The sequence below is a fragment of the Neisseria sp. HMSC15G01 genome (genome assembly GCF_001808255.1).
Lineage (GTDB): Bacteria > Pseudomonadota > Gammaproteobacteria > Burkholderiales > Neisseriaceae > Neisseria > Neisseria subflava_A.
Genome location: NZ_KV792697.1, coordinates 155,841 through 169,200 on the forward strand (window position 1 = coordinate 155,841; position 13,360 = coordinate 169,200).

Annotated in this window: 10 protein-coding genes and 1 pseudogene; 3 read left to right on the plus strand and 8 right to left on the minus strand. The window is 48.5% G+C overall.

From position 1 onward, the window contains the following. Positions 1-113: 113 nt before the first annotated feature. Positions 114-1,229 (minus strand): methyltransferase, encoded by a 1,116-nt coding sequence (locus HMPREF3139_RS09800; protein WP_070461826.1) that lies wholly within the window; start codon positions 1,227-1,229, stop codon positions 114-116. A gap of 226 nt (positions 1,230-1,455) precedes the next feature. Between HMPREF3139_RS09800 and HMPREF3139_RS09805 the strand changes: the two genes are divergently transcribed. Beyond that, positions 1,456-3,249, plus strand: a complete 1,794-nt coding sequence (locus HMPREF3139_RS09805) for a 2-isopropylmalate synthase (RefSeq protein ID WP_070461828.1) — start codon at positions 1,456-1,458, stop codon at positions 3,247-3,249. Positions 3,250-3,332: 83 nt separating this feature from the next. Here HMPREF3139_RS09805 and HMPREF3139_RS09810 read toward each other — a convergent pair whose 3' ends face one another. The 5 genes from HMPREF3139_RS09810 to HMPREF3139_RS09830 all read right to left on the minus strand — a co-directional run bounded on the left by HMPREF3139_RS09810 (position 3,333) and on the right by HMPREF3139_RS09830 (position 5,964). Further along, positions 3,333-3,665, minus strand: a complete 333-nt coding sequence (locus HMPREF3139_RS09810) for a hypothetical protein (RefSeq protein WP_070461830.1) — start codon at positions 3,663-3,665, stop codon at positions 3,333-3,335. Positions 3,666-3,762: 97 nt separating this feature from the next. Beyond that, the gene (purE, locus tag HMPREF3139_RS09815; protein ID WP_003686478.1) at positions 3,763-4,248 is read right to left on the minus strand and encodes a 5-(carboxyamino)imidazole ribonucleotide mutase; all 486 of its coding nucleotides are present in this window, start codon (positions 4,246-4,248) and stop codon (positions 3,763-3,765) included. 80 nt (positions 4,249-4,328) lie between these two features. Beyond that, positions 4,329-5,084 (minus strand): tetratricopeptide repeat protein, encoded by a 756-nt coding sequence (locus HMPREF3139_RS09820; RefSeq protein ID WP_070461832.1) that lies wholly within the window; start codon positions 5,082-5,084, stop codon positions 4,329-4,331. Between the two features lie 14 nt (positions 5,085-5,098). Then, on the minus strand, positions 5,099-5,767 hold the full coding sequence (locus HMPREF3139_RS09825; RefSeq protein ID WP_070461834.1) for a class I SAM-dependent methyltransferase: 669 nt from the start codon (positions 5,765-5,767) through the stop codon (positions 5,099-5,101). An 11-nt stretch (positions 5,768-5,778) separates the two neighbouring features. Continuing rightward, on the minus strand, positions 5,779-5,964 hold the full coding sequence (locus tag HMPREF3139_RS09830; RefSeq protein ID WP_070461836.1) for a DUF3460 family protein: 186 nt from the start codon (positions 5,962-5,964) through the stop codon (positions 5,779-5,781). Positions 5,965-6,180: 216 nt separating this feature from the next. Here HMPREF3139_RS09830 and HMPREF3139_RS09835 point away from each other — a divergent pair, with 216 nt between their 5' ends. Then, entirely contained in the window at positions 6,181-7,533 is a 1,353-nt protein-coding gene (locus HMPREF3139_RS09835) for a polynucleotide adenylyltransferase PcnB (protein WP_070461838.1), read from the plus strand. A 117-nt stretch (positions 7,534-7,650) separates the two neighbouring features. On the opposite strand, the gene rpoD is transcribed toward HMPREF3139_RS09835, so the two are convergent. Together rpoD and dnaG are read right to left on the minus strand one after the other, a co-directional pair. After that, a complete protein-coding gene (gene rpoD, locus HMPREF3139_RS09840) occupies positions 7,651-9,603 on the minus strand; it encodes an RNA polymerase sigma factor RpoD (protein WP_070461840.1) in 1,953 nt (650 codons plus the stop codon). A 194-nt stretch (positions 9,604-9,797) separates the two neighbouring features. Next, positions 9,798-11,571, minus strand: a pseudogene (gene dnaG, locus HMPREF3139_RS09845) (DNA primase). 330 nt (positions 11,572-11,901) lie between these two features. Between dnaG and HMPREF3139_RS09850 the strand changes: the two are divergent. Next, entirely contained in the window at positions 11,902-13,338 is a 1,437-nt protein-coding gene (locus HMPREF3139_RS09850; protein WP_070461842.1) for an NAD-dependent succinate-semialdehyde dehydrogenase, read from the plus strand. Positions 13,339-13,360 lie beyond the last annotated feature (22 nt).

Sequence of the window (13,360 nt, forward strand, 5' to 3'; positions counted from 1 at the left end):
ACCACTGCCAAATATAGCAGTCCCTGCTCCCATCAACGGCATATCTTTACGATATGCCGTTTTCTTTTGTGGAAATGCTTAAAGGCCGTCTGAATGTTCAGACGGCCTTGATTTTATATCGCTTTCAGACAGTATAGATAAGTAGTTTCCTTGTTTCTGGCAAACGCCAAAGGATCGGATTCATCTATTGCTTTTTTGTGTTGCGGTTTGGTTTTCAAAATATCGACTACATTGAGTGAGGCCGTCTGAAAGCATTGGTTTAGAAAGTCTTTATCACGCAAATGCAAGTGTTCTGCCAAATCTGAAATAATCAGCCAAGCTTCGCCGTTTGGATTTAAGTGATGACGTACGCCGTTAATGAAGGCTGTCAACATGGCATTATTTGGGTCGTAAAGTGCAGTCTCAATAGCGGAGGTCGGTTTTGCCGGCAGCCAAGGCGGATTGCAGACGATAAGGTCGGCGCAACTTTTGGGAAATAAATCAATCAATTGGATATTGACGGCTTTATCCAAGCCTAGGCGTTCGAGGTTTGCTATGGCGCAGGCAATTGCTTTGGGGTTGGTGTCTGTGGCAATGATGTCGGGTATGCCTCGTTTGGCCAAAATTGCGGCAATAACGCCTGAACCGGTGCCGATGTCAAAGGCCGTCTGAATATTGGGAGCGAGTGGGGCTTGTGTGATTAAATCCAAATACTCGCCGCGCAGTGGAGAGAATACGCCGAAAGGAACATGGATTTTTCCGTCTAGTTGAGGGATATCTATGCCTTTTTTGTGCCATTCGTGTGCACCGATAAAGCCCAGTAATTGATTCAGCGGCAAAAGAAACGGCTTGTCGTTTGGTGTGTCGTAAACATCGCACAGGGCAGAGTAGATGTTGGGTGCGCGTGCATTGCCCAGTTGAAAATTCGGTTGAATTTCAACGGCAAGCATATTGAGCAAACGACTTTGCTGAGCTTGTTTCATACGGTGGGCGTGGAAGGCCGTCTGAATATCGGCAGGTGCGCCTTTCTTTTTTTCAGACGGCCTGCGGATACGCTTTTTCATTGCGGCTAAGACTTGCTTGGCATTATGAAAATCGCCAGTCCAAACAGTTGCAGTTTGCGCGTGGGCATTTTTTAAAATTTCTGCTGTGGCTGCTTCTTGGATGTAAACCGCCTGCTTAGGCGGCTTTTGTGTGCTTTCGTTGCGCCATTCGATGTCGGAACGGTCGGTAGGGATGGTGTGGGGCATAATGTGTTTCAAATCGGAGAAATAGGGGATTAGTTTACTATATTTAGGATGTGTTCGGTTTGAGAGGAGCTTTTAATAGTCTGAATTAGACAAAATGTATAAAATTTTCTCAGATTTTAAAATTTATACTAATATTTTGATAAAAATAGATTGTCGTTTTGTCTAAAATGAGTATAATGCAAAACTAGAACACAATAATCTTAATCAGATTTGGACAAGGAACATCATGCAATTAGACATTGACCGTTTGGTTGCCTATTTTGGTGGCGTAAACGCGCTGGCCGAAGCCCTGAAACAGCACGACCCGGAAAATGCTGCAACGACGGCGGCTATCTATAAATGGCGTACACGCGGTTCCCTGCCTTTGGCTCAGTTGCAAAAACTGACCGCTTTGGCGGAAGTGCAAGGCAGACCGCTTGATTTGAATGCTTTTTTACAAAAAAACGAATCTCTGGAGAGAACAGAAATGACACAAACCAACCGCGTTATCATTTTCGATACCACCATGCGCGACGGCGAGCAGTCGCCCGGTGCATCCATGACCAAAGAGGAGAAAATCCGTATTGCCCGCCAGTTGGAAAAGATGGGTGTTGATGTGATTGAGGCAGGTTTTGCAGCAGCCAGTCCGGGCGATTTTGAATCGGTTAATGCGATTGCCAAAATCATTACTAAATCTACAGTTTGCTCATTGGCGCGTGCCGTTGAAAACGATGTGCGCAAAGCAGGCGAAGCTGTTTCCCCTGCTCCGAATAAACGTATTCACACTTTTATCGCCACCAGCCCGATCCACATGGAGCACAAACTGAAAATGAAGCCGCAGCAGGTCATCGATGCGGCGGTCAAAGCGGTAAAAATTGCTAAAGAATACACTGACGATGTGGAATTTTCTGCTGAAGACGCAGTACGTTCGGATTTGGACTTCCTTGCCAAAATCTTTACGGCGGTTATTGAAGCGGGGGCGACTACTATCAATATTCCTGATACTGTCGGCTACTCCATCCCTTCCGTATGGTACGAGCGTATCAGCAACATCATCAAAAGCGTTCCCAATGGCGACAAAGTAGTTTGGTCGACCCACTGCCATAATGACTTGGGTATGGCGGTTGCTAACTCATTGGCTGCTGTTCAGGCAGGTGTGCGTCAGGTGGAATGTACCATCAACGGCTTGGGCGAACGCGCGGGCAATGCCAGCCTTGAAGAAATCGTGATGGCGTTGAAAGTGCGTCATGATTTGTTCGGCTTGGAAACCGGCATCGATACCACGCAAATCGTGCCGGTATCCAAACTGGTATCTACTATCACCGGCTATCCGATTCAGCCAAACAAAGCAGTAGTCGGCGCAAACGCCTTTGCGCACGAATCAGGCATCCACCAAGACGGCGTGTTGAAACACCCTGAAACCTATGAAATCATGACTGCCGAATCAGTCGGCTGGTCAACCAACCGCTTGACTTTGGGCAAACTCTCTGGCCGCAGCGCATTCCGCAGCAAGCTGGCAGATTTGGGTATTGAGTTGGAAAGCGAAGAGGCGTTGAATGCGGCATTTGCACGCTTCAAAGAGCTGGCGGATAAGAAACGCGAAATCTTTGATGAAGACCTGCACGCTTTGGTGTCTGACGAAATGGGCAATATGAATACCGAAAGCTATAAATTCATTTCCCAAAAAATCAGCACCGAAACCGGCGAAGAACCTCGTGCCAATATCGTGTTCAGTATTCGCGGAGAAGAAAAACACGCTACCGCTAGCGGCTCAGGCCCTGTTGATGCCATCTTCAAAGCCATTGAAAGCGTGGCTCAAAGTGGCGCAACCTTGCAGATTTACTCTGTCAATGCGGTGACGCAAGGTACAGAAAGCCAAGGCGAAACTTCAGTCCGCCTGCAGCGTGGCGATCGTGTGGTTAACGGTCAAGGCGCAGATACCGATGTGTTGGTGGCGACTGCCAAGGCTTATCTGTCTGCACTGAGCAAATTGGAATTCGGTCAAGCCAAGCCTAAAGCACAAGGCAGCGGCATGATTTGATTTATTGAAAAAAGTAAAGGCCGTCTGAAATCGTAGTGATGCGTTTCAGACGGCCTTTTTTATTTGGTCAAAAAATAGTTTGTTTATTGAAGTTTAAGCAGTCGGTCTTGTTCAACAGACAATACGCCGTTTACTTTTTTGAAATAGGCAATGGCATCTTCAATATTGGTCTTGGAAGCCGGACGAATAGCAATGCCGTTCAGGTTTTTGTATTCGTAAACCAAAGTTGCACCAGAGGTTTTCACTGCTTTTAGCAATGGCGCAGAACCAGTTTGGGCATCATAGAAGATAATCAGGTTGCCGGTTGTATCTTGGGTTTGTTGCTGAGATGGAATAGCAGTTAATTGAGTAGGAGTGCTTGGGCTTTGACAGGAACAAAGCAGGGTGGAGAGTAGGACGAATGCTAGGATTTTCATGGCATTAATTCAATTTGATAAAAGAAAAAAGGCCGTCTGAACAATCGTAAAACAAAATCAAAGTTTCTCTTTACAACTTTCAGACGGCCTTTGTTCCTTATGCTTCAGGCAATTCCATGGCTAGAACGGTTTGTTCTTGTTTGGCACGGAAAGCCGCCAATTTTTCAGCCAATTCAGGATTTTCATTGGCCAAAAGTGAAATAGCAAACAGCGCTGCATTGGCCGCGCCTGCTTCGCCAATGGCAAATGTGGCAACAGGAACGCCTTTGGGCATTTGTACAATCGAAAGCAGGGAGTCTTCGCCGCGCAGATATTTGCTGGGCACGGGAACACCCAAGACGGGCACCGTGGTTTTGGCTGCAACCATGCCTGGCAAATGCGCTGCGCCGCCTGCGCCGGCAATGATGGCTTTGATGCCGCGTTCGCGTGCGGTTTCGGCGTATTCAAACATCAAATCAGGCGTACGGTGTGCAGAGACGACACGCGCTTCGTATTCAACGCCGAATTCTTTGAGAAATTGTGCTGCCTGCTGCATCACCGGCCAATCGCTGTTGCTGCCCATAATAATGCCGACTTGGATCATGAGGAGTTCCTTTTGCTTGAATGGATTAAGGGTAAAAAAATATTCAGACGGCCTTGGGGATGACAAGGCCGTCTGAACGTTTATCTTTGTTTGAGACTGATGGAAGCGCGTTTTGCCGCTTCGCTGTTGGGGAAGCTTTGTATCAGTTTGCGCCATGTGCTGCGGGCGATGTCTTTTTGTTGCAGTTTGTATTGGCATTGGCCGATGCTGTACATGGCATCGGGAGCTTGCGGGCTGTTGCGGAATCGGTTGGCGTAGCGGTTGCCGATTTCGATAACGGATTCGCAGTTGCCCAGACGTTGTTGGCTTTGCAGAAGCAGGTACATATTGCGGCGGGCAATTTCGCTGCCGTTGCCGCCGTCTGCCTCTTTCAAAATGGCTACTGCGGCAGAGAAGTTGTTGCGCTGGTAGTATTTTTGTGCCTGATTATAAAGGCGCAGTTCGTTTTGTGCGGCTGAGTCTGTTTCAGACGGCACGCCGCCGCCATTGGCCAAATAGTTCATTTTCAGCTTGCGGTCGTCTAATCGCTGGGCTTTGGGGTTGGAAGCCGAAGTAGTCGGACGCTTGATGGTTCGTTGTTGTTCCAATGTGTGCAAGCGTTGATTTAATTCTTCAACCGTGCGTTCCAGTCGGGCAATTTGTATACCTAAGTGGTCAATCTGGGTTTGTGCATCTAAGCGTGGATAGGGGATACTTTTTTCATGCAAAGGCTCGCGCGGAATATCCGGCAGGACAAAGTTGGGATTGTCGGCAGGTTGGGGAGGATGGGAAACGGCGCATGATGCGGCCAATAGAGTAAGCGGCAAAAGAAACAGGGAATGTGATAATGTTTTCATCGGATTGTGTCGTTTTATTTTTTTAGCAGCAGTGTCAAACCGTCGCCGATAGGCAGGGTAATGGGAATAATGCGTGTATCGTGCGGCAGATTTTGGTTGAAATGGCGCAGGATATCCAAGCTGGGTGGATCATTTTCGCCAGCTTCATTCATGACGCGCCCGCCCAATAAGATATTGTCGATGGCAATTACGCCGCCACTCCGTACCAGTTGTAAACAGCGTTCAAAATATTTCGGCGTAGGCGGTTTGTCGGCATCGATAAGCGCCAAGTCATAGCTTTCCGATTCGCCTTGCACAATCAAATCGTCCAAAGTCAGCAAAGCCGGTTGCAGATGAAGCGAGATTTTATGCGCTATGCCTGCTGCCTGCCATGTTTCGCGGGCAATATCGGTAAAGGTTACATTGATGTCGCAAGCCGTGATTTTGCCGTCCTCGGGGAGGGTAAGTGCCATGGCGGTGCTGCTGTAACCGGTAAAGACACCAACTTCCAAATATTTTTTGGCATTCAATAATTTGGCCAACCACACCAACATGGCTGCCTGCTCTTGTGCGATGGCCATCTTTCCCAGACGATGTGATTGGGTGCGCTCGCGCAATGCGGTCAAAACGGGATGTTCAGATTGACCGATGCTGTTGAGGTACTGCTGTAACGCCGGATCGGTATTGTGGGTGTTGGTCGTCATACCGATATGGGTTAGTCTTGATAATAGGTGTAAGGTTTTTTGTTGACTTTGGCCGCTTCAAATTCAGCCTGTTCGGCCGGATTGAGGGTAACATCCCACAGCAAATGGCGGTTTTCGAGGCGTTGCGCTTCCATTTCGGGATTGTCTTCCATGAGTTTGTCGAGGAATTGGGTAGCTTCGGATTTGTAGTGGTACATGATGTCTTGCCTGAATCGTTGTCAGACCGTCATTATAGCCGATATTTTTTGTCAATACGCTAATTAATCGAACTTCCATAAGGTATAATGGCACGTCTTTTTTAGGCTGTCTGAAGCCTTTGCTCAATGTTTTGTTCTTTCTACGGCAGGATATTGTGCAAAGGCTTAAGCCGGACAAGTTTCAGACGGCCTTTTTTATTGTGAAAAGAGCTGCTTATGTTAAAAAAATGGCTGCATAAAGTGTTGCCTAAAAAACACGTCAAGTCGTTGCCCGAAAAGGAAATTATCTCACTTGAGCAACATGGTATCCATGCGGATATGTTGAGCTTTGCCGCTGAGAAAATTGCTAAACGCCTGCATGAAGCCGGTTTTCAGGCTTATGTTGTAGGTGGGGCCGTTCGGGATTTGTTACTCGGGGTCGAGCCCAAAGACTTTGATATCGCAACCGATGCCACGCCGGAGCAAATCCGCAAAGTATTCCGCCGCAGCCGCATTATCGGCCGCCGCTTCCAAATCGTTCATGTGATGATCGGCCCTGAAACCATTGAAGTGACGACGTTCCGCGGTGGCGATAAGGTTCAGCAAAATGCGCAAGGCCGTATTATGAAGGACAATACTTACGGCAGCATTGAAGAAGATGCCATGCGTCGCGACTTTACTTGTAATGCACTGTATTACGACCCGATTAAAGAGGAGATTTGGGACTTTCATCAGGGCGTGGCTGATGTTGCCGATAAAAAATTGGTGATGATAGGCGATCCTGCCGAACGCTATCAGGAAGATCCTGTCCGTATTCTTCGCGCCGTCCGTTTGTCTGGCAAGTTGGGCTTTGAAGTGGAAGAGCAAACGGCTTTGCCGATTGCAGAATATGCAGGCCGTCTGAAAAATGAGCCGGTGGCCCGTCTTTTTGATGAAATTCTGAAAATCTTGTTTTCCGGTTATTCCCGTGCCTGTTTGAAACGGCTAAACGAGTTGGGCATTCCCGAAGGCATCCATCCGCTTTTAGATGCCTTGAAAACTGCCGAAGCGGCCGATAAACGTATGATTATGTTGGCCTTGAAAAATACCGATGAGCGTATCCGTGCGGATAAGTCCGTTTCTGTCGGTTTCGTATTGGCGGCGGTATTGTGGCCGACACTAAATGCTATGTGGCAACGAAATCTGAGCCATGGACAAAAACCTGTCCCTGCATTGATGGATGCGATGAACACCATGCGAGATACGGTAGAGAAGGGTTGGGGTGTACCGCAACGATTTTCTGCAACCATGCGTGAAGTCTGGCAATTTCAGCCGCAATTTGACAATATGCGCGGCGCACGCCCATATCGCCTGCTATCGCAAACACGTTTCCGAGCCGCTTATGATTTCCTGATTTTGCGTAGCGAGGTTGGCGAGGTTGATAAAGAGATGGCTTCTTGGTGGACAACTTTCCAACATGCCGATGAGGAAACACGCCAGCAAATGACTGCGGCCAATGATCACAAACGTCAGAAACAAAGTGGATCAACTGATGGCAAACCCAAACGTCGCTGCCGTCGTCCGAAAAAGAAAACTACAGAGGCTGAATAAGTTATCAAAATAAATTTAAGGCCGTCTGAAACGATTAAATCTTTTGGGATTTGGTTTTCAGACGGCCTTTTTGTATTCCAATAAAAAACCGCAGGTCTTTCAACCTGCGGTTTGCTTTTATGATTTGTTTTCTTCGCTGTCGAGGAAGCTGCGGAGGCGGTCGCTGCGGGTCGGGTGGCGCAGCTTGCGCAGGGCTTTGGCTTCGATTTGACGGATACGTTCTCGGGTTACGTCAAATTGTTTGCCGACTTCTTCCAAAGTGTGGTCGGTATTCATATCGATACCGAAACGCATACGCAAAACTTTGGCTTCACGCGGCGTCAGGCTTTCGAGGATTTCTTTGGTTACTTCGTGCAGGCTGGTGTACATCGCAGCTTCTGCCGGTGCAACGTTGTTGGCATCCTCGATGAAGTCGCCCAAGTGCGAATCATCGTCATCGCCAATCGGCGTTTCCATGGAAATCGGCTCTTTGGCGATTTTCATGATTTTGCGGATTTTGTCTTCCGGCATTTCCATCAGCTCGGCAAGTTTGGCGGAATCAGGCTCTTCACCGGTTTCTTGCAGGTATTGGCGCGAGATACGGTTCATTTTGTTGATGGTTTCAATCATGTGAACCGGAATACGGATGGTACGCGCTTGGTCGGCGATGGAACGCGTAATCGCTTGACGGATCCACCATGTGGCGTAAGTCGAGAACTTGTAGCCGCGGCGGTATTCGAATTTGTCTACCGCTTTCATCAGACCGATATTGCCTTCTTGAATCAAATCAAGAAACTGCAAGCCGCGGTTGGTGTATTTTTTGGCAATGGAAATAACCAAACGCAAGTTGGCCTGAATCATTTCCTGTTTGGCGGCTGAGGTTTCTTTCTCGCTCAACACCATGTTTTTGTTGATTTCTTTCAACTCTTCGATGGAAATGCGGGTTTCAGTTTCCATATTTGCCAGCTCGGTTTGTTTTTCGAGGATGGCGTGGCGGAAACGATCTAACGCGTTTGCCCATACACGGCCTTTGGCTACTTCTTCTTCTACCCATTCCAAATCGGTAATGGCGGGAAGGAAGTTTTTGATGAAGTAGTCGCGATCCATGCGGACACGGTCGATACAGATGTCGCGGATTTCGCGTTCGAGTTTGCGGATGTTTTCAACGCGGCTGCGCAGGTTGCTGCTCAGGTTTTCGATTTGACGTGTGGCGAAACGGACTTCCAACAGTTTGTTGGCAATGGCATCGCGGTGTTTCAGGTAGTTGGCGTGCTGACTGCCGTGTTTTTCCAACTGCTTGATCATTTTGCCGTATTCGCTCTCGATAAAGGCGAAATGTTCCAAAACTTTTTGCTTCAGTTCGGCCAAATGGGCGGCGGATATGGCTTCAGAGTCGCTACCTGAATCGTCTTCATCTTCCTCGTCGGCATCTTCATCGTCGCTATCGGCTTCGTCTTCTACATCATCAGGCTTGGCATTTTCCAAATGACCTAAGCCCAATTCGTTCAACAAGACTTCATTAGGGTCGATGATGGCTTCAACCACCTCATCCACACGGATTTCGTCGTTGCGGACTTGCTCGATCAACGCCAGAATTTCGGCAATTGAGCCTGGGCAGGCGGAGATTGCCTGCACCATGTTTTTCAGTGCATTTTCGATTTTTTTGGCAATGATGATTTCGTCTTCACGCGTCAACAGATCGACTTGACCCATTTCACGCATATACATACGCACAGGGTCGGTTGTGCGGCCGAATTCTGAATCTGCGCTGGAGAGTGCTGCTTCGGCTTCTTCAACGGCATCGTCGTCGGTCATGGCGGCGGCGTTGTCGCTCAAGAGGATGTCTTCAGCATCGGGGGCTTGCTCGGTTACTTGGATGCCCAAGCCGGAAATCATGCTGACGATGTTGTCGATTTGCTCGGCGTCGGACATATCGTCGGGCAGGGCATCGTTAATTTCGGAATAAGTGATGTAGCCGCGTTCTTTACCCATAATAATGAGTTGACGCAGACGGGCGCGCTGCTCTTCGATACTCAAGGGACGGTTGTCATCTTGGTCTTGGTATTCTTCGTAGTTTTGGTTTTTAGACATGGATTGCTCTCTAGGTTGATAGGATGCCGACGGTTTACGGTGATGTGGCCGTACCTGAAGGCGGAGCAGAGCTTTTTGTTGTGAAATCAGATTTCACTTTAATACTCTGAGGCTGTCTGAAAATATTACGGATGGAGTGTTCTGCGTGTCATGCTTCGCAGCGTGTGTTTAGATTGTTCAGACGGCCTGAGGGGTTAGTTTTGCTTTGCCGTCAAAAGCGACAGCAAAAGTCTTTTTTCATTTTCGGTCAAACCAGTTTGAATACCTTTTTTGCTTTAAAGTTTCGATTTGACTGTATTTTAATTCATTTAACAACTTTTTCATGCCAATTTGGAAACTTTCGCAATCTTCTTCGTTATCCCCTTCCATTTCTTCAGAATGAAGGGTCGATAAAAAGATTTGATTGACGGTTTCCTCATAGGGCGAACCGCGCATATATTCAAGCACTTGTGCGGTTGCAGGAGTCGTATCGTGATGCTTGATGGTTTCGGCTAAATTGGCAAGGCAGGCAAAGTCGCCGCTTAAAGCCAGATAATCGGGTAGGTCTATATATGAAGCCCAAGCCGGATTTATCAAGAGGCTGCGTATCTGTCTTTGAACCAGCGTCAGCATGGTTGGCTGTTTGACAGAAATAGGCGGCAGTTTGTAACTTTTTTGTTTGACGTGCCGCTTTGGCGCTTCTTGTCCGAGTAACTGGGCGAGGTTGTCCGGGTCAATGCCTACCAGCTCGCTGAGTTTTTGTTTTAGAAGATAGCCCAATGCCGGCGCGGTAATCTGAGCCAAAAGCGGAGAACTGGTTTTGACCAACTCTGCTTTGCCTTCTTGTGTATTGAGGTTAAGGCCGTCTGAAAGATGTTCCCAAAAGTATTCCGATAGGGGCTTGCTTTGGTTTAACAAGGCATCTTCAAATTGAGTCTTGCCGTAGGCGCGGATGTAGCTGTCTGGATCATGTTCTTCGGGTAGGAACAGAAAATGCAGCGATTTATCGTCTTTTAATTGTGGTAACGCATTTTCCAGCGCGCGCCAAGCCGCTTTACGTCCCGCACTGTCGCCATCAAAACAAAAATAAATACTGTCGGCCTGACGCATCAGGATTTTGACGTGTTCCGCCGTGGTTGCCGTACCCAAAGCCGCTACGCCGTAGCCGACGCCGAACTGCGCCAATGCGACCACGTCCATGTAGCCTTCGACCACCAAAATCCGTCCTGCCTCTTTTATGGCAGCACGCCCTTCATATAGTCCGTAAAGGTTTTTCCCTTTGTCAAACAAAGGAGTATCGGGCGAGTTCAGGTATTTGGGTTTGGAGTCGTCCAATACGCGGCCGCCAAAGCCAATTACCTGACCGCGAGGATTACGGATAGGGAACATAACACGATGGCGAAAGCGGTCGTAATGTTTGCCTTCGTTATCAACGACCATGCCCGTATCCACCAACGCAGTATTCGGATAGGGTTGGAACACTTGCGCCAAAGGTTGCCAACCGTCAGGCGCATAGCCTAAGCCATAATGCGCGATGACTTCCGCACTCAAGCCGCGCTTATCCAAATAAGCCTTTGCCGCCGGATTGAATTTCAACTGTTGTGCGTAAAAATCCGCTGCCGCTGCCGTCGTTTCTTCCAAAGTCTGTTGTTTTTTCTTACGTTCGGCACGGATTTCGGGATTGTCTTCCTGCCCGCGAACTTTAGGCACCGTCATACCGACGCGATCAGCCAAAAACTGCACCGCCTCCGGAAACGACAGCCCCTGATGTTCCATCACAAAACCAATCGCCGAACCATGAGCCCCGCAACTGAAGCAATGGTAAAATTGCTTGGTCGGGCTGACCGAAAACGACGGCGTTTTTTCCTTGTGAAACGGACAGCAGGCCATATAGTTTGCCCCGCCTTTCTTCAGCGGAACCTGCTCGTCGATAATATCGACAATATCGACTTTGGATAAAAGCTCGTCAATGAAATCAGATGGAATCATGGCTCGGCAGAAGAGGATGGACGGAAAACATTTCAGACGGCCTTATAAACAGACAAAGGCCGTCTGAAAATGGAATTTTGGATGAGGGTTGAAATGAGTTTTGTATTATAGCAAATTGTTGTAATACATGTGTCTTATCCTTTTGAGGTAGGGTATTAATCATCGTATTTCATTCGTTATTTAAGATAGATATGATGTCGTTAAAGCAAAGGCCGTCTGTAAGATATTCAGACGGCCTTTGATGTTGGTTTATTTTTTGATTTAGTTGCACTTTGATGGTATGAATATGATAATGAACGTATATCCTCGGTTTTAGAAAGGTCGTTTCTCATGAAAGATTTTGCCCGTTTGCTCAATCATCCCGATATTTCCTTTTCTCCGATTCCAAATGCCATTAGAGTTGATAACCCTGCAACAGGTGAGGCTTTGGCATTTGTCCGTAAGACTGGTTCAGACGGCCTGAAGCTTTTGATTCAAAAGGCAGAGACGGCACAAAAATTATGGGCGGCAAAAACCGCGTTGGAACGGGCCGATGTGTTGTGGCGTTGGTATTTTTTAATTAAAGAAAACAAAGAAGAACTGGCGCGTATCATGACGATGGAGCAGGGCAAAAGCCTGACTGAGGCGCGTGGTGAAATTGATTATGCGGCTTCGTTTGTGCGCTGGTTTGCGGAAGAGGCGCGGCGGATTGACGGCGATGTGCTGACAAGTGTGAAAGCATCGCAAAAACTGGTTGTATTGAAACAGCCTGTCGGTGTTACCGCTGCGATTACGCCGTGGAACTTCCCATCTGCGATGATTGCACGCAAGGCTGCGCCTGCTTTGGCGGTGGGTTGCGCGATGATAGTCAAACCAGCATCACTCACGCCTTTGAGTGCGTATGCGTTGGCTGTACTGGCCTACGAAGCGGGTGTGCCGCAGGATTTGTTGCCTATTGTCAGTGGTAGCGCTTCAGAAATCAGCCATGAATTTGCTACTAACCCGACCGTGCGCAAAATCAGCTTTACCGGCTCAACCGAAGTCGGTGCGAAAATTTTTGCCGACAGCGCGGCAGATATTAAAAAACTCAGTTTGGAACTGGGAGGCAACGCGCCGTTTATCGTGTTTGACGATGCCGATTTGGACAAAGCCGTCGAAGGCGCGCTCGCCAGCAAGTTCCGCAACAGCGGCCAGACCTGCGTCTGCACCAACCGCGTTTACGCTCAATCCGGCATTTACGACGAATTTTGCCGCAAATTAAGCGAAAAAGTGGCGACGCTCAAATTGGGCAACGGCTTGGAAGATGGCGTCAACCAAGGGCCGCTGATTGAGGAAAAAGCGGTAGAGAAAGTTGAGCAGCACATCGCCGACGCGCTCTCCAAAGGCGCGGTCTGCCTGACCGGCGGTAAACGCAGCGCATTGGGCGGAACGTTTTTCGAGCCGACCGTCTTAAGCGGCGTTACGGCGCAAATGGCGGTGGCGCGCGAAGAAACCTTCGGGCCGTTGTGTCCAGTGTTCCGCTTTGAAACCGAAGCCGAAGTCATCGCGGCCGCCAACGATACGGAATACGGTTTGGCAGCTTACCTTTTTACCTCCGATACCGCCCGTCCGTGGCGCGTCGGCGAAGCCTTGGAATACGGCATGGTCGGCATCAATACGGGCTTAATCAGTAATGAAGTGGCACCGTTTGGCGGCGTGAAACGCAGCGGTTTGGGACGTGAAGGCAGCAAATATGGTGCGGACGAGTATTTAGAATTGAAATATTTGTGCATTGATGTAGCGGAATAAGGCTGCACAGTAAAGGCCGTCT